The organism is Microbacterium sp. CH12i (assembly GCF_000685355.1).
Lineage (GTDB): Bacteria > Actinomycetota > Actinomycetes > Actinomycetales > Microbacteriaceae > Microbacterium.
Genome location: NZ_JHET01000003.1, coordinates 253,691 through 275,978 on the forward strand (window position 1 = coordinate 253,691; position 22,288 = coordinate 275,978).

The following is a 22,288-nucleotide window of genomic DNA, read 5'->3' on the forward strand; positions in this document are numbered from 1 at the left end:
CCTCAACGCTACCGCCCGGTGCGCCGTAGGCTGGATGCATGCTGCTCGATCTGACTGCGTCATCCATCGATCTCACCCGTGCGATCTGCGATATCCCGAGTGTCTCCGGCGACGAAGCGCTTCTCGCCGACACGATCGAGGCCACCGTTGCGGGACTGTCGCACCTCGAGGTCATCAGGCATGGCAACACGATCGTCGCCCGCACGAACCTCGGTCGTGCTCAGCGGGTGGTGATCGCCGGACATATCGACACTGTCCCGATCAACGAGAACCTGCCGACCCGCGACATCGACGTCGACGGCGAACCGCACCTCTGGGGTCGCGGCACCGTCGACATGAAGGCCGGTGTCGCGGTGCAGCTGAAGCTCGCAGCCGAGCTCACTGCGCCCGTGGTCGACATCACGTGGATGTGGTACGACAACGAAGAGGTCGCGGCATCTCTGAACGGACTCAATCTGCTCTCTGCTGACCGGCCGGATCTCTTCGCGGCCGACTTCGCAATTCTCGGCGAACCGTCGAACTCCCAGGTCGAGGGCGGATGCAACGGCACGCTGCGCGCCATCGTTCGCACCCGGGGGTGTGCGCGCCCACAGCGCCCGTGCGTGGATCGGCGAGAACGCGATTCATGCCGCAGCCCCGATTCTCGCGCGTCTTGCGGAGTACCGCGCCAAAGAGGTGTTGGTGGAGGGCCTGGCATACCGCGAGAGCCTCAGCGCCGTGCGCATCAGCGGCGGCATCGCCGGAAACGTCATTCCGGATCTCTGCGAGGTGGAGGTCAACTATCGATTCGCGCCGAGCAAAACAGCGGCGGATGCCGAGGCGCATGTCCGCCGGGTGCTGGGTGGCTTTGAGGTCGAGATCACTGATTCTGCCGAGGGTGCGCGGCCGGGCTTGGACGCCCCGATCGCTCAGCAGTTCGTCGCTGCAGTAGGGGCTGAGCCCCTTCCCAAGTACGGCTGGACTGATGTCGCGCGCTTTTCAGCGCTCGGCATCCCGGCTGTGAACTACGGTCCCGGCGATCCTCATCTCGCCCACCACGATGAAGAACGTGTGCCGCTCGCTCAGATCGACGCGGTAGAGCAGGGCCTACGAGCGTGGCTCACCGCGCCCTGATTACCGCTGCGCGACGGTGGGCGCGGATGCCGATCATCGCGCGCATCTCGGTAATCTACGTGCTTGGTCGAGTGGTCACGACCGGTTTTCTGCAGATTGCTGCTCAGCTGTCTGGTCCAACGTCACGCTTCGGCGCCGATGCGAGCATCGGGAGCTTCCTGGTTGGCTGGGACGCTCAGTGGTACTGGCTGGTCGCATGGCAGGGATATCCGTCCGTCCTTCCGCTCACCGAATCGGGTCAGATTGCCGAGAACGCCTGGGCCTTCATGCCGGTCTACGCCTACACAGCCGGTGTGCTGGGACTTCCGTTCGGGTCGTGGGGCATCGGCGCGCTGCTGATCTCCCTCGTCGCAGGGTTTCTGGCCTGCCTCATGCTGTATCGACTATTGCATGGGCGGGTGGGCTCCTCAGCTGCGCTCTGGGCGGTCACATTTTTCGCGTGGGGGCCGCTGGCGGCGATGTTCCAGGTCGGCTACGCCGAGGCGTTGTTCGTGCTGTTGCTGCTACTTGCTCTCGACCTGGTTGCTCGACGGCGCTACGGCTGGCTCTACCTCGTGGTCCCGGTCATGGCGTTCACCCGGCCTGGCATCCTCGCTTTTGCGTTGTATCTGGGGCTCTACGGCATCCTGCGCTGGATCCGGCGTCGCACCGATCCGCTTCCGGTGCGCGAGATCCTACATATCGTCGCGCTCGGGGCGCTGGCGACAGCGACGGGCTTCGCGTGGCAGGTGATCGCGGCGGTGGTGACCCAGGATCCTGGCGCATATATGGCGACGGAACTCGCCTGGCGACGCAACTGGGTTACCGGCGCTGACGGCAGCTTCGTGCCTTTCGATGGCTGGGTTCAGGCCGCGCAATTCTGGTTCACCCAGTGGAGGATGCCGGGATGGTGGGGGCTCATCGCGCTGGTGCTGCTGGTCATCGGCTTCGCAGCCGTGTTGCTTTTCGCGCCGCAAGTACGACGACTCGGAGTGGATCTACGACTGTGGAGTGCGAGCTATCTGCTGTACCTGCTCGCGGTGTTCTTCCCGCAATCAAGCGCATTCCGGCTGTTGATGCCGCTCACTCCGCTCTGGGGACCGTTGCCGTGCCGCGCTCGCGCGGGTATCGCTTCGGCGTACTGGCGTTGTGTCTGCTTGGTCAGTGGCTCTGGATCTACTTCGTTTTCGCGCTCGGCAACACGTTCTGGCAAGTGCCGTGACGATGAATTCACGTTGCGTTCTCCACTCGGCGCGCCAGGGCGGAAGCATACCGATAAACTTGATGCATACCACCGAGGGAAAAGGAGCCACGATGGCAGCGATGAAGCCGAGGACCGGAGACGGACCCATGGAGGCCGTGAAGGAGGGACGACTGATCATCGTGCGCGTTCCCCTCGAAGGCGGCGGACGACTGGTCGTCTCAGTCAACGATGCAGAAGCGAAGGAGTTGCACGGCGTGCTGGCAGGCGTTGTGAGCTGATCTTCGATTTCCACTTCGAAGGGGCGACGGATCTTTTGATCCGTCGCCCCTTCTGGGTTGAACTCGAACTGAGTTGAACTCGAACTGGTTCGAGCTCGAACTGTGTCGAGCTCGAAGTTTTCAGTCCGTCTTAATGCTGACCAGCTGCAGCAGGCCTTCACCAGCCGTGGAAATCGCCGCGAGCACCGCAGGCGACTCCTGAGTTTCCTGGATGAGCGAGCGGTAAGCCGTGGTGATTGCGTCACGCTGCACCGGGTCTGCCGTCTTGCCGCCGGCGAGCACGCGCGGAACGAGCACGATGCCACCAGTGCGGGCCAATCGCAGACCATGTTCGACATACTCGATGACGTTTTCTGGATCGGCATGACGAGCACGATGTCGTACGACGCCTCGTTCATGCGCGGCAACACATCGGCAGCACGACCGGTGATGAACCGTGCCTTCGTCGACGGGATCTTCGCCTCGCTGAAGCTACGCCGTGCGGCGACAAGATGCTCGGGCTCATTGTCGATAGAGGTGAGCACAGCCTGAGGCGCGCCACGCATCAGCCAAAGCCCGGAGACGCCAGCGCCCGTGCCGATCTCGACGATCGAGCGGGCGTTGGTCGCAGCTGCCAGAACGGCGAGCTGCGCACCCACCGCAGGGCTGACCGGAGCTGCACCCAACTCGACCGCGTGTGCGCGAGCTCGTGCGATGGTGGCGGGCTCGATGATCGCCTCGCGGATGTAACGTGCGTTCGCGTCGTTCTCGCTCATGACCCTGCTCCCGTGGAATTGCTGCTTCCACCAGAGTATTCGCATGCCGCGGCTGAGGAGGCCAGGCGCGGCGGGTAGCCTATGTACATGGATTTCGGGCTCACCTTCGAGAAGCTTCTGCTCATCGGTGTGATTGCGGCGTTCATCATCGGTCCGGAGCGCCTTCCGAAGGCAGCCGAGACGTTCGCTGGCGCGGTGCGAAAAGTTGGTGAGTATCTTCGCGATACGAAGACCAGGATGCGTGACGAGATCGGGCCAGAGATCGACGATGTCGACTGGCGCAAGCTCGATCCGCGCCAGTACGATCCGCGCCGCATCATCCGCGATGCACTGCTCGAAGACCCTCCCACGCCGCCGGTCAAGACCGCTACTGTCGTCGCCGCTACCGGCGTGACCGAACCGATTGCGCCGCGCACGCCTCTGGTTCGGAGAGAATTCACGCGTGATTTCCCGCCGCCATTCGACCTCGAAGCGACCTGAGTCAGGCCGCTTCCCTGCGTAAATTCACGGTGTAAATTCACGGGGCGAAGCTCAGATTTTTGAGCGGAGCAGTGCGATGTCGGAGTCACTCAGCAGCGCGCGCGGCACAGCTGTGATCGCCGAGTCTCCGCGCAACTGCAGAAGTACCGCATGCTTTCCCACGCGCATTGCTCGGAATGTCGAGTAGACCATCACCGAGCGGCCGCGCTTCGCGGCGAGCTGGATGCCGTCCTCGTCGAGACTCGCTGACACCGTCGTTCCGGCGGGCATAGCGGTGGTGATCGCGCGAGCTACCGATGACCGCGTGAACATGATCGAGGCGACGATGAGCGCGGCGATCGCCAGAGGCGTCCAGGCGAGGGTCGACGCTCGGTCGCTACCGGAGTCTCCGATGATCGTCAGCACGATGATGTTGATGATGAATGCGGCAAGTAGTGTCGTGTACGCGAGGATGGCGAGCGGCCGGGTCACGGCGTACAGGGTGCCATCGGTGATCATGCCCCGATGGAGCTCCCGATCGACCAAAATCGAACGAGGGGCGGAATCAGCTGGCACGTCAGAAGTCTTTCACAGTGACAGCGGCAGCGACCGGCCAGCGAGTCCTCGGCCACGATGCGCGAGCGCATCTGCGAGCGTGCGGATTGCCTGTGCCGCGGCATCCGTTGGCGCCCCGAGGACGACGGGTACTCCGGCGTCGCCGCCGGTGCGCAGCGCGGGGCTGAGCGGGATCGACGCCAGCAACGGCACGGTATCTTCGGGCTGCGAGAGCGCAGCGGCAACCTCCGCGCCACCGCCAGCGCCGAACAGATCGATGATCGTGCCATCCGGCAGGGTGAACGCAGCCATGTTCTCGACGACGCCGATGACACGCTGACCGGTCTGGCGGGCAACGAGTCCGCTGCGAATCGCAACGTCGGATGCTGCGGACTGTGGTGTCGTAACGACGATGACCTCTGCGTGGGGGAGGATCTGTCCGATCGAGATCGCAATGTCGCCGGTGCCAGGGGGCATATCGATGAGCAGCACATCGAGGTCGCCGAAGAACACGTCGGTGAGAAACTGCTGCACGGTGCGATGCAACATCGGCCCCCGCCAGGCGACGACCGCCTCATCGCCCCGCAGGAACATGCCGATCGAGATCGTCTTCACACCGTGGGCGACGGGCGGCAGCATGAGGTCATCGATGCGGGTCGGCTGGGTGCCAGCGGGAATACCCAGGAGCCCGGGAATCGAGAACCCGTGCACGTCGGCATCGACGAGTCCTACCGCGAGGCCCTGTGCGGCCAGTGAAACGGCGAGGTTCGCGGTGAGGGTGGATTTGCCGACGCCACCCTTGCCGCTCGAGACGAGGATGACGCGGGTCAGTGAATCCGGGCCGAAGGGCATCTGTCTGGCTGGTCGGCCGTCACGCAGTTTCTCGGTGAGAGCCTTGCGCTCGGCGGGAGACATCACGCCGATGTCGATTGTGACGTCGGCGATTCCGGCGACGGATGCCGCGGCACGCCGCACGTCACTCTCGATGCGGTCTGCGGCGGGGCATCCGACGATCGTGAGTGCGATGCCGACACGGGCATGATCGCCATCGACGGCGATGTCTCTCACCATGTCGAGATCGCCGATCGGTCGGCGCAGTTCCGGGTCGGACACCGCGCTGACCGCCTGACGCACACGATCGACGAGGCTCATGTGCGTCGGCGGCGCGGTGCGGTCGAAATCGGACCAGTCTTAGGATCGGGGGCAGAGAGAATGTCATCGTCGTTCTCGTCGCCGAGACCAGCCAGCATCGCCTTGAGTTCTTGCCGCAGCACGTCGCGCGTCACCGTCTGAGAGTTGCGCTCCTCCAGAGCCATGCGCAGTGCGACGATCTCGCGCGCGAGGTACTCGGTATCGGCGAGGTTGCGCTCAGCGCGCTGACGGTCCTGCTCGATCTGCACCCGGTCGCGGTCATCCTGGCGGTTCTGCGCGAGCAGGATGAGCGGAGCAGCGTACGAGGCCTGCAGCGAAAGCATCAGGGTGAGGGCGGTGAAACCGAGGGCAGCATCATCGAAGCGCACCGGTTCCGGCATCAGCACGTTCCAGCTGAGCCACGCCACGCAGAACAGCGAGAGGATGAGCAGGAAAGTGGGGGTGCCCATCGCGCGGGCAACCCACTCGGTGAAGCGGCCGAAGCGGTCGCGAGATGGCGCGGGGCGCTGGCGTGCGGTGCTCCGACCGAGGGGAGCGTCGAGGGCGGAGCGGTCCGGCTTGGCCATCAACGTGCACCTCCCTTTGCGGCAGCGTCGGCGTCAGCATCCTGTGTGCGCCAGTCATCAGGCAGCAGGTAGTCGAGCACATCGTCGATGCTCACCACGCCGACCAGGCGGTTAGCCGCATCGACCACGGGTAGCGACACGAGGTCGTAGCTGGCGAGAAGTCGAGCGGTCTCCGCCGCAGATGCCGTCACGGAGATGGGTTCCATCGTCTCGTCGACAATGGCGCCCAGACGCTCGTGCGGTGGGTAGCGCAGCATCCGTTGGAAGTGTACGACCCCCAGAAGCCGGCCAGTCGGGGTCTCGAAAGGGGGAAGCGTCACGAAAACCGCAGCGGCAAGTGCTGGATGCAGTTCGTGTCGACGGATCAGAGCGAGAGCTTCAGCAACGGTGGCATCGGCGGAGAGAATGATCGGCTCGGTCGTCATGAGACCACCGGCAGTATCTGGTCCGTACCGGAGCAGGGTGCGCACATCTTCGGCCTCTTCGGGCTCCATGAGTTCGAGGAGGTGTTCCAGACGCTTCTCCGGAAGCTGCGCGAGCAGGTCGGCCGCGTCGTCCGGCTCCATCTGGTCGAGGATGTCGGCGGCGCGTTCATCGCCCAGGCGGTCGAGGATGCTGACCTGATCGTCCTCGGGCATCTCCTCAAGAGCATCGGCGAGACGGTCGTCCGATAGCTCGCCAGCAACCTCGATCATCCGCTGCTCTGGCAAATCGAGAAGTGTCGTGGCGAGGTCGGCCGCATGCAGCTCGGAGTAGGACGCGACAAGCTGCTCGGCAGACTGCGATTCACCAGGCGCGCGCTTCTCTGCGACTTCGCTCCACGCGGCAAACGTCGTCGGTCCCTTGGCGAAGGGCGAGGCGCTCGTTTTCGGCTTGCGCAGGAACAACTGACCGACGTTCCACTCGCCGAGGCGGTTCGGCTCGATGGCGACATCTTCGATCACTGCGCTGCCGCTTCCGTCGCGAGCTCGACGCGCCGGCCGAGCAACTCGGCGAGCACACGTACCTCGCCAGGGCGCGGCTGGAAGCGTCGCACGTTAATCAGCCCGGTGGTGAGGACCTGTCCTGACCGAATTGACGTGACACGTCCGATCGACATGAACACCTGGCGCCGCCCGGGAATCTCAATGACGAGACCGATCACGCGCGGCGAGACCGTACTTCGGTACACGATGACGACATCTCGGACCTTGCCGAGCCGGTCGCCTACGGGGTCGAAGACGGCGCAGCCTGCCAGGCGCGCGACGAAAACCCGTTGTGTGCTCACGCGTCCAGCGTAGTCTGCAGACCCATGATCTCGGGCTGCTGACGAGCGCACGTGGGACAATGGATATATGAGCATGTTGAACCGTCCTGCAGGCAACACAGCTGTCGGCGACACCGTCGCTTCGATGCGCGATTACGAGAGTGCACAAAAGACGGTGTCGAAGCTGATCGCCGGCGAAGTTCCGGCCCGCGACATCGCGATTGTCGGTCAGGGTGTGCGCACGATCGAGCGCATCACCGGCCGACTCGGGTACGCGGCTGCGGCCCGTTCTGGCGCCGTGAACGGTGTGTTGATCGGTCTGCTCCTCTCCGCAATCCTGGTGATCGGCAACCCAGACGTGCCGATGCAGCTGTTCGTTGGCTTCGTGTTCATCGGCGTCGCGCTGGGAATGATCCTGAGCCTCGTCACCTACGCGATCGTGCGCCGCCGCCGCGATTTTGCGAGTGTCACACAGCTCGCCGCCGACCACTACGAGGTCACCGTGCAGGCGGCGTCGTTGGCGAAGGCTCGCGGTCTGCTGGGAACAGGGCAGCGCACAGAGGTCGTGCATCCGCCCGTCAACCTCGATGAGCCGCCGCGCTACGGCGAGCGCGTCACTCCCGGTACGAATCCTCAGGATTCTGCCGTGGGTGGAGGTCCTGCAAGCGAGACAGAACGCATTGGTGAGCACGTCATCCCGCCGCGCCCGGCTGATCCGGTGCCGCGGTACGGCGAGCGAGTGCCGGATGCCGATGCTCCGGCGCCTGCGCAGAAGGAGGCTGCCGCGGGCACTGACGGACGCGAGTCGGGAGCGTCCTTCGCCGAGCCATCCGGCGACGACAACGGCGCGGCTGCCGATGAGCGTGCCTGACCTGTCGAACCTACAGCCTGACGCAACTCCTCAGGCCTGTGCACAGGGTCAGTACCCAGCGGAGTTTGCGGGACCCGCCGCGCGGCTCAGCGCCCGCTGAACTTCGGGGATCGCTTCTGTTGGAAGGCGGCGAAGCCCTCGCGGTAGTCGTCGGTATCGCAGAGCGCAGCCTGGGCGGCGTTTTCGATGTCGATCGAGTCCCAGAGGGCGAGCCGTTCGTCGCGGATGCGTGACACGAGCTGTTTGCTCGCGAGGAACGCCGAAGTGGCGCCTGTCGCCGCTCTGACCGCTGCATCCGTCGTCGTTGCCCGCAGTTCGTCGGCCGGGAGAACTCGAGAGAAGAGTCCGGACTGCACGGCCTCCGTACCGTTCATAAGGCGTCCTGTGTAGATGAGGTCCAGCGTCTTGTGTGCGCCGAGACGCTCATAGAACAGGGCGTGTCCACCCGAGTCGAGGGTCGCTCCGAGCGCGGCGAACGGGGAACCAATCTTCGCGGTGTCGGCGACGTAGACCACGTCCGTTGCGATGAGCAGGCCGAGGCCGACCCCGAGGCACGCACCCTGGGCGGCCGCGAAGGTCGGGGCGGGGAAGGCCGCCATCCGACGCAATAGCGGTGTGACAAGGCCGCCGAGGTAGCCGATCACGTCGTCGTCGCGTGGATCGACGCCGGAGATATCGCGCCCGGCGCAGAAGGCTGGTCCTTCGCCGCGAAGCACCAGTGCGCGCACGCCGGATGCTTCGGCTTCGGCGTAGGCGTCGGAAAGCTCACCCAGCGCGGCTTCGTCGAGGGCGTTGAGCTTTTCGGGGGCGTTCAACACGACGTGGGCGACACCCTCGTCGATGGTGAGGTCGATCATCGTGGCTCCTAGACGTCGTAGTCGACGACGACCCGCTCGGTCGTCGGGTGAGATTGGCAGGTCAGCACGTAGCCACGCTCGAGTTCGTCGGGCTCGAGCGCAAAGTTCTGCGTCATCCGTACAGCGCCCTCAACGACGCGTGCGCGGCACGTTCCGCACACACCCCCGGCGCACGCGAACGGCACATCGCCACGCACTCTGAGCGCAGCATCCAAAATCGCCTCGTTCGCCGAGATAGGTGACTCGACGACCGATGACAAACCGTCGAGAGTGAACTCAATTGAATACGTCTCATCGTCAGGATTGGTTTCGATGGGTCGGCCTCGGTCGACGCGCGGTTCATCGGCATCGGTCGTGAACAGTTCGAAGCGGATATTTCCAGCATCCACGCCACGACGCTCGAGCGCATCTCTGCACAGCGTGACGAGATCAAATGGCCCGCACAGGAACCATTCGGTCACCGAAGACGGCGGCACCAGCCGGTCGAGGATCGCATCGAGCTTCTCGGCGTCGATACGGCCAGATAGCAGCGGCGCCGCACGCTGCTCACGCGAAAGCACATGGTGCAACGCGAGGCGCGCGGGGTAGCGATCCTTGAGGTCAGCGAGATCCTCGAGGAACATCACATCCTGCGTCGCGCGATTCGTATAGATCAGCGAGAAGCGTGCCGTGGGCGAGGATGCCAGCACCGATGCCGCGAGCGACATCATCGGCGTGATACCTGAGCCTGCGGCGATGCCGACGAGGTGTGCGTGATCCAAATTCGGAAGGTTCGAGGTGAACTTGCCCTCCGGGCTCATCACGTCGATGCGGTCACCCGGTGCGAGGTGTTCGTGCGCCCAGACCGAGAAGATGCCTCCCCGGTCGCGTTTGATGCCGATGCTGATGAACCCCGGGGTGGGCGGGCGGCAGATTGAGTAGCTGCGGCGCACTTCGTGCCCGTCAACATGAGCGCGCAGCGCCACGTACTGACCCGGCAGGTAGTCGTACTGATCGTGTAACTCTGGCGGCACAGCGAAGGTGACCTCGATGCTCTCCGACGTGAGCGGACGCACCTCGGCGCCTCGAGTTCGTGGAAGCGCGCGCGGCGGCGGGTGGGGGTTGCGGCGATGGCGGTGGATGCGGTGTTCATAAGACTTTGAAGTGGTCGAAGGGTTCGAGACACGCGCGGCACTCGAACAGGGCCTTGCAGGAGGTCGATCCGAAATGGGCGACCTCTTTGGTGTCGAGAGACCCGCAACGCGGGCATTTGACGGCGAGACGAAGCCGAATGATGCCGCTGCCGAGCGACGCCCGCCCGGTGGGCGGAGCAATACCGTATGCGGTCAGTTTTTGTTTTCCGGCATCCGTCATCCAGTCGGTCGTCCAGGCTGGTGAGAGGGTCGTGCGCACCTCGACCGTGCCGTAGCCGGCGTGATTGAGCGCGAGGATGACGTCATCGCGCATCGTATCGAGCGCCGGGCACCCGCTGTACGTCGGAGTGAGAGTCACGACCGCGCGGTCACCTTCAACCTCGACCGCGCGCAGTACGCCCAGGTCTTCGATCGTGAGCACCGGCACCTCGGGATCGGTGACGGTCGCAGCGACGGTCCAGGCGTGCTCCTGGGAGTGTGTGAGGTTCACCATGTCGCCCCCGGATGCTGACGGGCGAGGACCTGCATCTCGGCGAGGATGAACCCGAGCGTGGAGAAGTGCGAGCCGTGGCGTCCGCCGCCCGAAGAGATGAAGCCCTTCGGGATCTCGAGCTCGGCCTCGGCGAAGACCTCGTTGACGATCGCGTCAAAACCGTCGCGTAGCGCGGACGGTCGGGCCGCAATTCCGTTCAGTCGGTCAAGCAGTGGCTCGTCGTGGAACAGCTCGTCCACGTATGGCCACACAGCATCTACAGCGCGGATCGTGCGTGTGCGGGATTCGTCGGTGCCGCCGGCGAGGCGCAGAGTCCACTGGATCGCGTGATCGCGGTGGTAGTCGACCTCTTTGAGTGACTTCTCGGCAATCGCAGCGAGCGTGGGGTCATCGCTGTGGCGAAGTGCCGAGTACAGCTCAAACATGTACGTGGCGGTGACCAGTTGGCGGGCGATGGTCTGCGCGAAATCACCGTTCGGCTGCTCGACGATCCAGGCGGAACGGAACTGCGGCTCGTCGCGGAAATAGGCGAGCTCGTCTTCGGTGCGTCCGTCTGCTGTGCCGGCGTAGCGCAGCAGCGAACGTGCGTGGCCGAGCAGGTCCAGGGCGATGTTGCCGAGCGCGACGTCTTCTTCGAGTTCTGGGGCCCGAGCGATCCACCAGCCGAGCTGTTGCGACAGGATCAGTGCGTCGTCGCCCAACCAGAGTGCGTACTCGGCGACATCGGCAGAGGCAATCGCATCGGTGTCGCCGGAAAGCTCGGCTGCCAGCGTGAGCTCGTCGACCGTGACCGAGCCGTGCGGGAGGGGCCGCACGTGGTCGTTGCTCGGCGCGGAGGCGCCTGCGTTGGTCGCTTTGGGTGTGTGATTGCGACCATCAGTGACCCCCGCTGCCTCGGTGGTGCTCATAGGTGTGGCACCCCCTCCGACGCTGTGTAGTAGACGGCATGACGGTAGTTCTTGCCGGCGGGGCTCTCGAAGAAAGCGCCCTTTGCATCGGGGTCGCTGGTGGTGATCGCGTCGGAGGGCACCACCCAGATCGAGATGCCCTCGCCGCGACGGGTGTATAGATCACGCGCGTTGCGCACCGCGAGCTCGGCATCCGGTGCATGCAGCGAGCCGACATGCACGTGGCTCAGGCCACGGTTGGCGCGAACGAAGACCTCCCAGAGGGGCCAGGTCTCTTCGGGGCTTCCACCAGGGGTAGCCATCACGCGACCGCCTTTGCTGTGCGGTCAGCCTGTTTACGCGCGTACTCGCGCGCCGCTTCGCGAACCCAAGCACCGTTCTCGTGAGCTTCGCGTCGGGCGCGCAGTCGCTCTGCGTTCATCGGACCGCGGCCGGCGAGCACTTCGAAGAACTCGGTCCAGTCGATCTCGCTGATGTCGTACTGCTGGGTCTCGTCGTTCCACCTCAGATTATCGTCGGGCAGAGTGACTCCCAGCACTTCGGCCTGGGGGACCAGCATCCCGATGAACCGCTGGCGCAGGTCATCGTTCGAGAAGCGCTTGATCTTCCACGCGGTGGACTGCGCAGAGTTCGGCGACTGGTCATCGGGTGGCCCGAACATCATCAGGCTGGGCCAGTACCAGCGGTTCACGGCATCCTGTGCCATTTGGCGCTGTTCGTCGGTGCCCTTCATCAGGGTGAGGAGGATCTCGAACCCCTGACGCTGGTGGAACGACTCTTCCTTGCAGATACGCACCATCGCGCGCCCGTACGGGCCGTAGGACGCGCGGCACAGGGGCACCTGATTGCAGATCGCTGCGCCGTCGACGAGCCAGCCGATGGCGCCCATGTCGGCCCAGGTGGGTGTCGGATAGTTGAAGATCGACGAGTACTTCGCCTTGCCGTCGATGAGCTGCTGGGTCATCTCGTCGCGGGTGATGCCGAGTGTCTGCGCCGCAGAGTACAAATAGAGGCCATGGCCTGCTTCGTCCTGCACTTTGGCCATCAGGATCGCCTTGCGCTTGAGGCTCGGCGCACGTGTGATCCAGTTTCCCTCCGGCTGCATGCCGATGATCTCGGAATGGCCGTGCTGTGAGATCTGCCGAATGAGCGTCTTGCGGTAGGCATCCGGCATCCAATCGCGGGGTTCGATGCGCGAGTCCGCGGCGATGATCTCGTTGAACCGGAGCTCTTCGTCGGACATTTCGGGTTCCACGGCGCTTAGGTCGATAGGGCTAGTCATTTCGGTCCCCTTCCACGTTTGTGAGCTGTTTCTGCACGAGGGTCAGTACGTCGTAGGTGGCGACGATGTCGTCGTTCTGGTTGCGGATCACGGCATCCCAGCGCACTTCGCCGTACTCGTCGGTCTCACGCGGTGTGATCTGTTTGGCGGTCAGTTCCACGCGGATCTCATCGTCGGGCGAGACTGGCGTCACGAATCGCAGGTTCTCGAGGCCGTAGTTGGCAAGCACGGGGCCAGGGTCCGGGTCGACGAAGAGCCCAGCCGCCCACGACACGAGCAGATACCCGTGTGCGACCCGCCCAGGGAAGAACGGGTTTGCCGCGGCTGCTTCTTCGTCCATGTGCGCGTAGAACGTGTCGCCGGTGAACTGCGCGAACGTCTCGATGTCAGCGAGCGTGACTCTACGAGAGGCGGACGCGATTTGATCGCCGACGTGAAGCTCAGCCAGTGACTTGCGGAACGGATGCTGGTCGCCAGAGCGCACGGCCGCACCCGCGTGCCATACACCGGTGAGCGCGGTGAGCATCTCGGGCGACCCCTGCACTGCGGTGCGCTGCATGTGGTGAAGTACGCCACGGATGCCGCCGAGCTCTTCGCCACCACCGGCGCGTCCCGGCCCACCGTGCACGAGGTTCGGGAGCGGTGAGCCGTGTCCGGTCGAGGAGCGCGCGTCGTCACGGTCAAGCAGCAGCACGCGCCCGTTGAACGCCGAGATGCGGCTGGTGAGTTCTACCGCAACCTCTGGATCGTGGGTGGCGATGCTGGTGACCAGAGATCCGCCACCGCGGGCGACTAGGTCCACCGCGTCGTCGATCGTGTCGTAACCGATGACCGATGACACTGGTCCGAATGCCTCGATCTCGTGCACGGCCGCATCCGTCTTGTCGGCGAATCGGAGCAGCAGCGGTGCGAGGAAGGCACCCTCGGTGCTGATGCCTGTCGTGCCGTCGGCCAGCATGACAGCGGGCGGTTCTGTCGAGCCGATGGCGATCTCTCCGCCGGCCGCCAGAAGACGGGCCACTTGGCGGAGCACCTCATCGCGCTGGGCGAGTGAGGCAAGCGGGCCCATCGTGACGCCCTCGACCCGCGGGTCGCCGACGACGACGCGATCAGCGATGCGGGTGCGGACGGCATCGATAAGTGGGTCGATGGATGCGGTCGGTACGATCGCACGCCGGATCGCCGTGCACTTCTGGCCAGCTTTTGACGTCATCTCGGTGACGAGCTGACGCACATACGCATCGAACTCTGGCGTGCCCGGGGTCGCGTCTGGACCGAGCACCGAGGCGTTGATCGAGTCGGTTTCGCTGGTGAAGCGCACCCCACCGGTCTGCACGTTGGGGTGTGATCGCAGGGTCTCAGCGGTCGAGTCGCTGCCGGTGAAGCCGACCACATCGCCGAGACGCAGGTGATCGAACAGATCGGGCACGCTGCCGCTGACCAGCTGCAGCGATCCTTCGGGCAGCAGCCCGGACTCGGTGAGGATGCGAACGAACGCCTCAGCGAGGTATCCGGTCGGGGTTGCCGGCTTGACCAGGGTCGGCATACCGGCGAGGAATGCGGGCGCGAACTTCTCGAGCGCCCCCCACACCGGAAAGTTGAAGGCGTTGATCTGCACCGCGACACCGGGCAGCCGGGTGTAAATATGCCGTCCCAGGAATGAGCCGTCCTTCGACAGCGGCTCGACCGGTCCGTCGACGAAGACCTTCGCATTCGGCATCTCACGGCGACCCTTGCCTGAGTAGGAGAAGAGCACGCCGATGCCGCCGTCGATGTCGACCCACGAGTCGGCTTTGGTTGCTCCGGTGCGCGCCGACAGGGCGTACAGCTCGTCCTTGCGTTCGGTGAGCGCGAGCGCGAACTGCTTCAACAGCACCCCGCGCTGGTGAAAAGTGAGCGCGCCGAGGCTCTTCTGACCGAGGGTGCGCGCGTACTCCAGCGCCGAGGCGAGGTCGAGTCCGGCGGTGCTGACCTGGGCGACGAGCTCGCCGGTGGAAGCGTCGTGCACTTCGGCGGGCGCGTTTGTTTCGTCAGGGGACGGGCTCCACCACTCACCCTGGATGTAGCTCGGCAGGATCATCAGTTGTTCTCCCATACGTAGAAGCCTTCGCCGCTTTTGCGGCCGAGTTTTCCCTCGGTGACCATTTGACGCAGCAGCTCGGGCGGTTCGAATCGGACTCCGAGTGCCCTGTGCAGTTCCTCGGCGATCCCGAGGCGCACATCCAGTCCGACGATGTCGGTCGTCTGCAACGGGCCGACGGGATGCTTGTAGCCGAGTACCATCGCCGCGTCGATGTCAGCGGCGCTGGCCACGCCCTCCTCAACCATGCGGATCGCCTCGAGTCCGAGCGCTACGCCCAGACGGCTGGATGCGAACCCGGGGGAGTCACGTACGACGACGGGGGTCTTCTCAATCGCGGTGACCCATCCGCGTGCAGCTTCGATCAGTGCAGGGTTGGTCGCCGTGCCGACAACGACCTCGACGAGTGCCGAGGTTGGCACCGGGTTGAAGAAGTGCAGCCCCAAGAACTGCGCAGGCCGTGAGAGGGCGCCCGCAAGATCGTTGATCGAAATCGATGACGTGTTGGATGCGAGCGTCGCTGTCTCAGAAATAGCCGCCTCTGCACGAGCGAGGGCGTCGGCTTTAAGGTTGCGATCCTCTGGCACTGCTTCGATCACGAGGTCGGCGTCGGCGAAGCCCGCGATATCGGTGCCAACGGAGAAAGCGGCCCGCAGCGCGCCCTCTGAGCGTGACGTGGCTTCGCGCTCGAGTGAACGCTCGACGCTCTGCAGCACTCGTGAGGATGCGGCCGCCACAGAATCTGCGTCGCGTTCGACGATGTGCACGCGCGATCCGGCGAGCAGGAACGCGTGTGCGATGCCCGCACCCATGCGCCCGCCACCGAGCACGCCGAGACGCGCCGGTGCCACCGTCGCCAGGTCGTCGCTCATCGCCCGCTCCGTTTCTCGAGAAACTCGGTCATGCGCCGGTATTTTTCCGGACTTTCGAAGAGCTCTGCCTGAAGCTCGAGTTCGATTGCCGGATGCTGGTCGCGTGGCGCGCGCAACGCACGCTTCGTGTACTGCGTAGCAAGCCGATCATTCGCGGCGATGCGGTCGGCCAGTCTGTGCGCGGCGGCAAGCAGATCATCAGCGTCGTGCACGGACGAGACAAGGCCCCAGGCGAGCGCAGTATCAGCGTCGATGATTCGTCCGGTCAGGAGAAGCTCGCTGGCGCGTGACTCGCCGATGAGTTCGCGCAGCCGCCAGGTCGCGCCTGCGGCAGCGATGATTCCGAGTCCAGTCTCGGGACTGCCGATCTTCAGTGCGGGTGTTCCGATACGGATGTCGGCAGCGAAGGCGAGTTCTGCACCGCCGCCGAGGGCGAAACCGTCAATGGCCGCGATGACTGGCATGGGCAGCTCATTGACGCGGATGAAAGCCATCGCGTTAATCCCCTTGCGGGCATCGTCTGCGCGGCGGTCGCGCAGCTGCGCGATATCAGCGCCAGACGCGAAGACTCCTCCCGATCCGGTGAGGATGAGGGTTCGCGGTTCGGACTCGAGCTCTGCACACAGCGCGTGCAGTTGGTCGATCGCGCTCTGGTCGATCGCGTTTCGCGTCTCAGGTCGGTTCAGCGTCGCTACGACCCGGTCGGGGTGCCGCTCGATGAGCAGAGCCGGAGCGTCGGCCATGTGAACTCCTGACTACAGCGTCGAGGACAGCATCCTAATTACTAAACGATCGGTCAGTAATCATTATGGCAAAAGGATGCCGTATCGGCAATCCCACCTGCGCTCTACACCGGGAGCGTGATGGTAAAAGAAAACCCGGCTCCGAGTGCGATCGGAGCGGGAAAATTCTTCTACCAAAGGGGTGCGATCAGCCCTGCACCCGAGCGATCCACGCCTCAACGTCATCAGCCGTCCTGGGGATGTCGGCCGAGAGATTCACGGGGCCGTCCTCGGTCATCAGAATGTCGTCCTCGATGCGCACGCCGATGCCGCGCAGTTCTTCCGGCACCGTCAGGTCATCGATCTGGAAGTACAGGCCAGGCTCGATCGTGAACACCATGCCCGCTTCGAGCACACCGTCGTAGTACATTTCGCGGCGGGCCTGAGCGCAGTCGTGCACGTCGATGCCCAGGTGGTGCGAGGTGCCGTGCACCATGTAGCGGCGGTGGTGGCCGCCCGCATCTGCATCCAATGCTTCCTGAGCAGTGACCGGCAGTAGACCCCACTCGGCGACGCGCTCGGCGATCACCGCCATCGCGGCTTCGTGCACCTCACGGAACTTCACGCCGGGCTGAGCGGCAGCGAACGCGGCATCCGCGGCCTCGACTACGGCGTCGTAGACGCGTCGCTGCACGTCGGAGAACTTCCCGTTGACGGGCAGCGTACGGGTGATGTCAGCGGTGTACAGGCTGTCGGCTTCGGCGCCAGCATCGACCAGAATGAGGTCTCCGGGTACGACGGCGCCGTCATTGCGCGTCCAGTGCAGGTAACAGGCATGCGGGCCGGATGCCGAGATCGTGTCGTAGCCCTCGCCATTGCCGTCCTCGCGAGCGCGGCGGTGAAACACTCCCTCGACGACGCGCTCGCCGCGGGCATGCTTCGCGGCATCTGGCAGCGCCTGGATGATGTCGTCGAATCCACGCGCGGTGATCTCGACGGCTCGGCGCATCTCGTTGATCTCGTACTCGTCCTTCACGAGGCGCAGTTCGGAGACGTAGCTGTCGAGCGCGGCATTCTGACCGAGCGTGACGTCGTCGTCAGATGCGGTGAAGGCGGCGAGGTGATCGGTTGCGATGTCCAGGTCCGCGGCGACACCGGCGAGCGACGGGCGCGGTCCGATCCAGAATTCACCGACGGTGGCATCCGCGTAGAACTCGGTCGTTTCCCGGCCGGCGCGCTCGCGGAAGTGCAGGGTCACATCGTGCCCGGCATCCGTCGGCTCGAAAACGAGTACAGAGTCTGGTTCAGCATCGGCGCCCCACCCGGTCAGATGCGCGAACGCGGAGTGCGCGCGGAACGGATAGTCGGTGTCGTTGCTGCGCTGCTTGAGTGAACCGGCCTCGAACACGAGACGTTTGCCAGTGAAGACCGCCGATACTGCGGCGCGACGCGCTGCCGCGTAGGGGGCCTGTGGGCGCGCTGACGGCAGCGACTCGGGCCGCTCAGCCCATCCGGTCGAAATGGTGTCGAGGAACCCGCGCGGGAATGGCTGCTTGCGGTTCGTGACAGGGGCTTCAGCGGTCGTGTCGCTCTCTGCGGTGGTCATACATCCAGTCTCTCACTCCGACCTAGGCTGGGGTACATGAGCAGCGATACCACCACACCCCGACTCTCGACAACTCTCACGATCGTCATCGACGTGGTCCTCGTGGTCGTGTTCTGCGTGATCGGCCGGTTGTCACACGCTGAGGGTATCTTCGGCGACATTCCGGGGCTCCTGGTCACGATCTGGCCGTTCCTGGCAGCAGTCCTTGTCGCGCACGTGATCGCGCTCATCCGTCGCACTCGCACCGACCGCGTGCTGCCTGGCACCGTCATTTGGGCTGTCACGGTTGTCGGCGGACTGCTGCTGCGCGCGCTCAGCGGTCAGGGCACGGCATTGCCGTTCATCATCGTCGCGACCCTCACCCTGGCGCTGTTCCTGATCGGCTGGCGCGCAGTTCTCGCGCTCATCCGGCGGGTGCGCGGGCGCGCTCGTTCATAACTCCTCCAGAAACGTTGGTTTCCGGCATCTGGGTGGCGGAATTCCGCGGGCTGCCGGGCGCGGGCTGGGGATTTGGAGGAGTTATGAACGGCGAACGCCGCAGACTCAATCAGCCGGCAGGCTCGAGCTGTACGACCAGCGCGCGGTGATCGCTGCCTGATGCGTCCAGCACGAGAGATCCGGTCGGCTTCCAGTTCGCGCTCGACATGACGTGGTCGATCGGCGCACCGAGTAGTTCAGGATATTGCGCTGGCCACGTGCCCGTGACTCCGGTGCCGGTGCGCGTCGCGGCATCACGACAGTTGCCCATGTCGCCGCCGTTGACGCCGAGCGAGGCCATGTGGTCGATCGTTGCGTTGAAGTCACCGGCGAGGATGAAATCGCCCGCCGGACACTGATCGGCGATCCACTGCAGGTCAGACTGCCACTGCTGCATCTCTTCGATCCGCGGCGCCACAGCGTGGACGGCGACGATCGTGGGTCCGGTGCCGCTCAGGGGCATCACCACAGCGCTGGGCACTGATCCGGTGTTGCTACTTCGGTCCTCTGACGATCCGATCACGGAGTAGTCGCCCAGTTCGGGGGAGATGAGGATGGTCGTCTCCCACGCCTGCGGCCCATTTTCGACGTCGCCGAATTTCACATGGTGCACCCACATCGGATGCCCCTGCTCACGCAACATCACCGCGATGCGCTCGCCGACGGACTCGGCGGTCTCCGGCAGAGACACCACGTCGACCTGCTGCGTCAGGATGGCATCGGCGATGGTCTCGGCAGAGACAGCTTCGCCGGCGGTGTTCCACGAGAGCACGCGAACGCTGCCATCGGTCTTCTCGGGCAACGTCCCGGTGCCGAATCCGCGGACGGCCCCGATCCCGCCAGTCGCTGCTGCCCCCAAAAGGGCAACGATGAGAATGGAAGCGGCGAACCCCCGCAGCGGTCGGGCAAACAGCAGCAGCAGCGAGACCACCGCGATCGCTAAGAACCCGGCCAGCACGGCGCCGCGGACGGCGATCAGCTGCGCGAACGGGTACGTCTGCTCGAGGTGGAAGAATTGCGGCCACACCACGATTGCCGTCGCGATCGCGAACAGCACCGTGAGCAGGATCCCCAGGAGTCGAAACATCCCCTCAAGCCTAAGGTCGCACTCTGTGAATCGCCTGCCGCGCCGCTGTGCAGCCGTCGCAGTAATGTCGAAGCATGACAGACGTGCAGCGCTTCTCGGGTCCGAATGATCTGCACCTGCACTCGAACCACTCCGATGGCACCGAATCGCCGGCCGAGGTGGTTCGTCAGGCGCATGCCCACGGCATTCGCACGCTCGCGCTCACCGATCACGACCGCACCACCGGATGGGACGAAGCCTCAGGGGTCACGTCATCCCTCGGCATGACGTTTCTGCCGGGCATGGAGTTGTCGGCGAAGCACGAATGGCGCAGCGTGCACGTGCTCGGCTACCTCTTCGACCCCGAGGATGCCGCTCTCGGCGCAGAGACCGATCACATCCGCGACGACCGGATCGGACGCGCCGAGCGCATCGTCCGTCGCATCGGCCGCGACTACGACTTCACCTGGGAGGACGTGCAGGCCCAGACCGTGGGGGACGCCACGGTCGGCCGCCCGCACATCGCTGACGCTCTTGTCGCCCGCGGACTCGTCAGCGACCGCTCGGCGGCGTTCGACGGCATCCTGCACCCGCGCGAGGGCTACTACGAGCCGCACTACGCGCCCGACCCGCTCACCGCTGTCAGCCTCATCACGAATGCCGGGGGAGTAGCGATCATCGCTCACCCCGTGACCACGGGACGCGACCGGATGATGCCGGTCGCGTTCATCGAGCAATTGATCAGTGCCGGGCTCGGCGGGTTCGAGATCGAGCACCGGGAGAACACCGAAGCGGGAAAGCGGATGCTGCGCGACCTGGCCTCGAAGCACGACCTCATCGTGACCGGCTCCAGCGACTATCACGGGGCGGGCAAACCCAACCTGCCCGGCGAGAACACCACGTCCGACGCGATGGTCGCGCGACTCATCGAGCGTGCGACAGGCACCGCGCCCCGCTACGCCTGAAAATACCCCGCTACGCCTGGAAATGCCCCGGTACGCCTAAAAATAGAGAGAGGCGGATGCCGCGACTGCAGCATCCGCCTCTCTAAACGCGTGTGGGACTACGCTCCGGCCGGCGCCGCACCACCCGAGCGACGACGGCGACGGCGACGCTGCGGGGCAGTCTTGCCATCGTGGTGCTCGCCACCCTTGCCGTCGTGGGTGCCAGCGCCCTCGGCGGCGCGCTCAACTGCGGGCGCTGCATCCGAAGTCGACCGCGTCCGGTGCGCCCTCGGCGAATGTTGCGCCGACCTTGTCGCCAGAGCCACCACGACGCGCCGGCGCCGTGCTCCGCTTTCGCCTGAGCCCTGTTCTGCTGCGGCGTCAGCGGCACGCTCCGGACGCGGTGTGCGCTGCGTCTTCACTGCCTGAGTCTTGGGCGCTGTGGTCAGACGGCCCTTCGTCCCGACGGGGATGTTGAGCTCCTCGAACAGGTGCGGGCTCGAAGAATAGGTTTCGACGGGCTCCGGCTGTCCGAACTCGAGCGCGCGGTTGATGAGCGCCCACTTGTGCAGGTCATCCCAGTCAACGAAAGTGATCGCAATTCCGGTCTTCCCCGCGCGACCGGTGCGGCCAGCGCGGTGCAGATACGTCTTGTCTTCGTCGGGGATGGTGTGGTTGATGACGTGCGTGACGTCGTCCACGTCGATGCCGCGTGCGGCGACATCGGTTGCGACGAGCACATCGCGCTTGCCAGCCTTGAAGGCGGCCATCGAACGCTCACGCTGTTCCTGGCCCATGTCGCCGTGCACACCGCCGACGTTGAATCCGCGATCGCCGAGCTCATCGACGAGACGCTGTGCGGCACGCTTGGTGCGGGTGAAGATCACGGTCTTGCCGCGACCCTCAGACTGCAGGATGCGGGCAATGATCTCGTCTTTGTCGAGCGAGTGCGCCCGGTAGACGAGGTGCTTGATGTTCGCCTGCATGAGACCCTCGTCGGGGTCGGTTGCGCGGATGTGAATCGGGTTCGACATGAACCGGCGCGCGAGGGCGACGATCGGGCCGGGCATGGTCGCCGAGAACAGCTGCGTGTGGCGGACAGCAGGCACCTTTTGGAAGATCTTCTCGATGTCGGCGAGGAAGCCGAGGTCAAGCATCTTGTCTGCCTCGTCGAGGACGACCTCGATCGCTCCGGAGAGGTCGAGCAGTCGCTGACCGGCAAGGTCGATGAGGCGACCAGGCGTGCCGACGACGATCTGTGCGCCGGCCTTCAGCTGGTCGATCTGTCCTTCGTACGCCTTGCCGCCGTAAATGGCGACGACGCTGGTGGAGCGGTTGCTGGTGAGCAGGTCCATGTCCTCGTACACCTGCACCGCGAGTTCACGGGTCGGGACGACGATGAGCGCCTTGACACCGGGCTCGGGGTTGAGGCCGAGACGCTGGACGACCGGGATGCCGAAGCCGAAGGTCTTGCCGGTACCGGTCTTTGCCTGGCCAATGATGTCCTGGCCGGGAAGGCCGAGCGGGATGGTCTGCTCCTGGATGGGGAACGCATCGACGATGCCCTTGCCCGCGAGTGCCTCGACGATGTCCTGATCGACGTTGAGATCAGAGAAAGTTGTCACTTTAAGTTGTGCCTGTCCGGCGGCCGTACGAGCGGCCGACCATTG

At 64.9% G+C, this 22,288-nt stretch carries 20 protein-coding genes and 4 pseudogenes; 7 read left to right on the plus strand and 17 right to left on the minus strand.

Translation table 11 applies throughout. The features are described 5' to 3' along the window. Window positions 1-38: 38 nt before the first annotated feature. The 3 genes and pseudogenes from dapE (at window position 39) to DC31_RS17450 (ending at window position 2,574) form a co-directional block, all read left to right on the plus strand. Window positions 39-1,113: pseudogene (gene dapE, locus DC31_RS04350) on the plus strand (succinyl-diaminopimelate desuccinylase). 886 nt (window positions 1,114-1,999) lie between these two features. Then, the gene (locus DC31_RS19145; protein WP_235201333.1) at window positions 2,000-2,314 is read left to right on the plus strand and encodes a hypothetical protein; all 315 of its coding nucleotides are present in this window, start codon (window positions 2,000-2,002) and stop codon (window positions 2,312-2,314) included. A 92-nt stretch (window positions 2,315-2,406) separates the two neighbouring features. Further along, window positions 2,407-2,574, plus strand: a complete 168-nt coding sequence (locus tag DC31_RS17450; protein WP_081813713.1) for a DUF3117 domain-containing protein — start codon at window positions 2,407-2,409, stop codon at window positions 2,572-2,574. 120 nt (window positions 2,575-2,694) lie between these two features. On the opposite strand, the pseudogene DC31_RS04360 reads toward DC31_RS17450, so the two are convergent. After that, a pseudogene (locus DC31_RS04360) lies at window positions 2,695-3,329 on the minus strand (O-methyltransferase). 87 nt (window positions 3,330-3,416) lie between these two features. Between DC31_RS04360 and DC31_RS04365 the strand changes: the two are divergent. Then, on the plus strand, window positions 3,417-3,809 hold the full coding sequence (locus DC31_RS04365; protein ID WP_036277662.1) for a translocase: 393 nt from the start codon (window positions 3,417-3,419) through the stop codon (window positions 3,807-3,809). 51 nt (window positions 3,810-3,860) lie between these two features. Here the strand turns inward: DC31_RS04365 and DC31_RS04370 are convergent, their stop codons facing one another. From DC31_RS04370 to DC31_RS04385, 4 genes and pseudogenes are all read right to left on the minus strand, one after another. Then, complete coding sequence (locus DC31_RS04370; RefSeq protein WP_051606397.1) at window positions 3,861-4,307, minus strand: YcxB family protein; 447 nt, start codon at window positions 4,305-4,307, stop codon at window positions 3,861-3,863. A 69-nt stretch (window positions 4,308-4,376) separates the two neighbouring features. After that, a complete protein-coding gene (locus DC31_RS04375) occupies window positions 4,377-5,495 on the minus strand; it encodes an Mrp/NBP35 family ATP-binding protein (RefSeq protein WP_036277359.1) in 1,119 nt (372 codons plus the stop codon). Beyond that, entirely contained in the window at window positions 5,492-6,061 is a 570-nt protein-coding gene (locus tag DC31_RS04380; protein WP_051606398.1) for a DUF1003 domain-containing protein, read from the minus strand. The genes DC31_RS04375 and DC31_RS04380 overlap by 4 nt, the downstream gene beginning before the upstream one ends. Then, a pseudogene (locus DC31_RS04385) lies at window positions 6,061-7,328 on the minus strand (magnesium transporter MgtE N-terminal domain-containing protein). Before DC31_RS04385 ends, DC31_RS04380 begins: the two are co-directional and overlap by 1 nt. A 67-nt stretch (window positions 7,329-7,395) precedes the next feature. Between DC31_RS04385 and DC31_RS04390 the strand changes: the two are divergent. Next, window positions 7,396-8,178 carry a general stress protein gene (locus DC31_RS04390; protein ID WP_051606399.1) on the plus strand — a complete coding sequence of 261 codons (783 nt, stop codon included), beginning with the start codon at window positions 7,396-7,398 and terminating at the stop codon, window positions 8,176-8,178. 86 nt (window positions 8,179-8,264) lie between these two features. On the opposite strand, the gene DC31_RS04395 is transcribed toward DC31_RS04390, so the two are convergent. The 10 genes and pseudogenes from DC31_RS04395 to DC31_RS04440 all read right to left on the minus strand — a co-directional run bounded on the left by DC31_RS04395 (window position 8,265) and on the right by DC31_RS04440 (window position 18,131). Next, complete coding sequence (locus DC31_RS04395; protein WP_036277361.1) at window positions 8,265-9,035, minus strand: enoyl-CoA hydratase/isomerase family protein; 771 nt, start codon at window positions 9,033-9,035, stop codon at window positions 8,265-8,267. Window positions 9,036-9,043: 8 nt separating this feature from the next. Then, window positions 9,044-10,167, minus strand: a pseudogene (paaE, locus tag DC31_RS04400) (1,2-phenylacetyl-CoA epoxidase subunit PaaE). After that, complete coding sequence (paaD, locus tag DC31_RS04405; RefSeq protein WP_036277364.1) at window positions 10,164-10,661, minus strand: 1,2-phenylacetyl-CoA epoxidase subunit PaaD; 498 nt, start codon at window positions 10,659-10,661, stop codon at window positions 10,164-10,166. Before paaD ends, paaE begins: the two are co-directional and overlap by 4 nt. Further along, on the minus strand, window positions 10,655-11,569 hold the full coding sequence (gene paaC, locus DC31_RS04410) for a 1,2-phenylacetyl-CoA epoxidase subunit PaaC (RefSeq protein WP_081813714.1): 915 nt from the start codon (window positions 11,567-11,569) through the stop codon (window positions 10,655-10,657). The genes paaD and paaC overlap by 7 nt, the downstream gene beginning before the upstream one ends. Next, window positions 11,566-11,871, minus strand: a complete 306-nt coding sequence (paaB, locus tag DC31_RS04415) for a 1,2-phenylacetyl-CoA epoxidase subunit PaaB (RefSeq protein WP_036277367.1) — start codon at window positions 11,869-11,871, stop codon at window positions 11,566-11,568. Before paaB ends, paaC begins: the two co-directional genes overlap by 4 nt. Beyond that, complete coding sequence (gene paaA / locus DC31_RS04420) at window positions 11,871-12,812, minus strand: 1,2-phenylacetyl-CoA epoxidase subunit PaaA (protein ID WP_036277370.1); 942 nt, start codon at window positions 12,810-12,812, stop codon at window positions 11,871-11,873. The genes paaB and paaA overlap by 1 nt, the downstream gene beginning before the upstream one ends. A 31-nt stretch (window positions 12,813-12,843) precedes the next feature. After that, entirely contained in the window at window positions 12,844-14,946 is a 2,103-nt protein-coding gene (gene paaZ / locus DC31_RS04425; protein WP_036277371.1) for a phenylacetic acid degradation bifunctional protein PaaZ, read from the minus strand. Continuing rightward, on the minus strand, window positions 14,931-15,803 hold the full coding sequence (locus tag DC31_RS04430; RefSeq protein ID WP_036277372.1) for a 3-hydroxyacyl-CoA dehydrogenase family protein: 873 nt from the start codon (window positions 15,801-15,803) through the stop codon (window positions 14,931-14,933). The genes paaZ and DC31_RS04430 overlap by 16 nt, the downstream gene beginning before the upstream one ends. Beyond that, a complete protein-coding gene (locus DC31_RS04435) occupies window positions 15,800-16,546 on the minus strand; it encodes an enoyl-CoA hydratase/isomerase family protein (RefSeq protein WP_036277373.1) in 747 nt (248 codons plus the stop codon). Before DC31_RS04435 ends, DC31_RS04430 begins: the two co-directional genes overlap by 4 nt. A gap of 187 nt (window positions 16,547-16,733) precedes the next feature. Then, on the minus strand, window positions 16,734-18,131 hold the full coding sequence (locus tag DC31_RS04440) for an aminopeptidase P family protein (RefSeq protein ID WP_036277375.1): 1,398 nt from the start codon (window positions 18,129-18,131) through the stop codon (window positions 16,734-16,736). Window positions 18,132-18,167: 36 nt separating this feature from the next. Here DC31_RS04440 and DC31_RS04445 point away from each other — a divergent pair, with 36 nt between their 5' ends. After that, entirely contained in the window at window positions 18,168-18,569 is a 402-nt protein-coding gene (locus tag DC31_RS04445; protein ID WP_051606402.1) for a DUF3054 domain-containing protein, read from the plus strand. Window positions 18,570-18,678: 109 nt separating this feature from the next. Here the strand turns inward: DC31_RS04445 and DC31_RS04450 are convergent, their stop codons facing one another. After that, window positions 18,679-19,695: an endonuclease/exonuclease/phosphatase family protein gene (locus DC31_RS04450; RefSeq protein WP_036277377.1), complete on the minus strand. Its 1,017-nt coding sequence runs from the start codon at window positions 19,693-19,695 to the stop codon at window positions 18,679-18,681. A 74-nt stretch (window positions 19,696-19,769) separates the two neighbouring features. On the opposite strand from DC31_RS04450, the gene DC31_RS04455 reads away from it, so the two are divergent. Next, complete coding sequence (locus DC31_RS04455; RefSeq protein ID WP_036277378.1) at window positions 19,770-20,639, plus strand: PHP domain-containing protein; 870 nt, start codon at window positions 19,770-19,772, stop codon at window positions 20,637-20,639. Between the two features lie 98 nt (window positions 20,640-20,737). Here the strand turns inward: DC31_RS04455 and DC31_RS04460 are convergent, their stop codons facing one another. Then, entirely contained in the window at window positions 20,738-22,243 is a 1,506-nt protein-coding gene (locus DC31_RS04460) for a DEAD/DEAH box helicase (RefSeq protein WP_036277380.1), read from the minus strand. Window positions 22,244-22,288 lie beyond the last annotated feature (45 nt).

Coding starts and splice junctions, on each gene's coding strand:
- DC31_RS19145 (WP_235201333.1), top strand. CDS start 2,000: ATGGTGGGGGCTCATCGCGCTGGTGCTGCTGGTCATCGGCTTCGCAGC.
- DC31_RS17450 (WP_081813713.1), top strand. CDS start 2,407: ATGGCAGCGATGAAGCCGAGGACCGGAGACGGACCCATGGAGGCCGTG.
- DC31_RS04365 (WP_036277662.1), top strand. CDS start 3,417: ATGGATTTCGGGCTCACCTTCGAGAAGCTTCTGCTCATCGGTGTGATT.
- DC31_RS04370 (WP_051606397.1), bottom strand. CDS start 4,307: ATGATCACCGATGGCACCCTGTACGCCGTGACCCGGCCGCTCGCCATC.
- DC31_RS04375 (WP_036277359.1), bottom strand. CDS start 5,495: ATGAGCCTCGTCGATCGTGTGCGTCAGGCGGTCAGCGCGGTGTCCGAC.
- DC31_RS04380 (WP_051606398.1), bottom strand. CDS start 6,061: ATGGCCAAGCCGGACCGCTCCGCCCTCGACGCTCCCCTCGGTCGGAGC.
- DC31_RS04390 (WP_051606399.1), top strand. CDS start 7,396: ATGAGCATGTTGAACCGTCCTGCAGGCAACACAGCTGTCGGCGACACC.
- DC31_RS04395 (WP_036277361.1), bottom strand. CDS start 9,035: ATGATCGACCTCACCATCGACGAGGGTGTCGCCCACGTCGTGTTGAAC.
- paaD (WP_036277364.1), bottom strand. CDS start 10,661: ATGGTGAACCTCACACACTCCCAGGAGCACGCCTGGACCGTCGCTGCG.
- paaC (WP_081813714.1), bottom strand. CDS start 11,569: ATGAGCACCACCGAGGCAGCGGGGGTCACTGATGGTCGCAATCACACA.
- paaB (WP_036277367.1), bottom strand. CDS start 11,871: ATGGCTACCCCTGGTGGAAGCCCCGAAGAGACCTGGCCCCTCTGGGAG.
- paaA (WP_036277370.1), bottom strand. CDS start 12,812: ATGTCCGACGAAGAGCTCCGGTTCAACGAGATCATCGCCGCGGACTCG.
- paaZ (WP_036277371.1), bottom strand. CDS start 14,946: ATGGGAGAACAACTGATGATCCTGCCGAGCTACATCCAGGGTGAGTGG.
- DC31_RS04430 (WP_036277372.1), bottom strand. CDS start 15,803: ATGAGCGACGACCTGGCGACGGTGGCACCGGCGCGTCTCGGCGTGCTC.
- DC31_RS04435 (WP_036277373.1), bottom strand. CDS start 16,546: ATGGCCGACGCTCCGGCTCTGCTCATCGAGCGGCACCCCGACCGGGTC.
- DC31_RS04440 (WP_036277375.1), bottom strand. CDS start 18,131: ATGACCACCGCAGAGAGCGACACGACCGCTGAAGCCCCTGTCACGAAC.
- DC31_RS04445 (WP_051606402.1), top strand. CDS start 18,168: ATGAGCAGCGATACCACCACACCCCGACTCTCGACAACTCTCACGATC.
- DC31_RS04450 (WP_036277377.1), bottom strand. CDS start 19,695: ATGTTTCGACTCCTGGGGATCCTGCTCACGGTGCTGTTCGCGATCGCG.
- DC31_RS04455 (WP_036277378.1), top strand. CDS start 19,770: ATGACAGACGTGCAGCGCTTCTCGGGTCCGAATGATCTGCACCTGCAC.